The sequence below is a fragment of the Microseira wollei NIES-4236 genome (genome assembly GCF_020521235.1).
GTDB classification, from domain to species: domain Bacteria; phylum Cyanobacteriota; class Cyanobacteriia; order Cyanobacteriales; family Aerosakkonemataceae; genus Microseira; species Microseira wollei.
Genome location: NZ_BLAY01000716.1, coordinates 1 through 255, shown reverse-complemented (window position 1 = coordinate 255; position 255 = coordinate 1). Strand labels below are relative to the sequence as shown.

General features: G+C 49.8%; 1 protein-coding gene. It reads left to right on the top strand.

Features of this window, described 5'->3' with window-relative positions; all coding sequences use genetic code 11:
• On the top strand, positions 1–255 hold a 255-nt coding region (locus MiSe_RS50330; protein ID WP_226595127.1), incomplete at both ends, for a hypothetical protein.

The following is a 255-nucleotide window of genomic DNA, read 5'->3' as shown; positions in this document are numbered from 1 at the left end:
TTTTGTCTGCCGTGTCGGGACCATCCCTGTGGCGGCGATGATATATCAAGATCATCGGTTGTAGGGACAAGGCAAGAGAAGCTGTTTAACCAAAGCGAAGATTTTTGTCTGCCGTGTCGGGACCATCGCTGTGGCGGCGATGATATATCAAGATCATCGGTTGTAGGGACAAGGCAAGAGAAGCTGTTTAACCAAAGCGAAGATTTTTGTCTGCCGTGTCGGGACCATCCCTGTGGCGGCGATGATATATCAAGA